This is a genomic window from Vibrio sp. 10N.222.52.B7 (genome assembly GCF_041474275.1).
Taxonomy (GTDB): domain Bacteria; phylum Pseudomonadota; class Gammaproteobacteria; order Enterobacterales; family Vibrionaceae; genus Vibrio; species Vibrio crassostreae_C.
The window spans coordinates 1-338 of the sequence record NZ_JBFRTU010000493.1; the positions used below are offsets into that span (position 1 = coordinate 1).

At 40.2% G+C, this 338-nt stretch carries 1 pseudogene; it reads left to right on the plus strand.

Going from position 1 to position 338, the window contains the following annotated elements:
- A pseudogene (locus AB4512_RS23850) lies at positions 1-338 on the plus strand (LamG domain-containing protein); the annotation flags it as partial.

The window sequence follows — 338 nt, forward strand, 5'->3', positions numbered from 1 at the left end:
GTAGGTGACTTTCCGGTCGCGTTAAATGAGTACACATTTACAGGATCAAGTGAATCCGAATTAGAAACTGATTCTGGTTCTTCAAACAATCCAATTGGGATTACTGGCGGTAAGAATTATTCAGCTACTATTGGAGCAAAAGGCAGTGAGAATACTGCAATATCTATTAGCCAAGAACTATCTAACGGCCAGTACACATACTTATATTACAACCGTAACTCAGATGCACCTACAGGGGTTGAATTGATTGATAGTTCATTCTCAATCGAAGCTGTGATAAATCAACAGGCCCGCCTAGACGGTACTTTCTATGGTGATGACGTAGCTCTATTCGATTT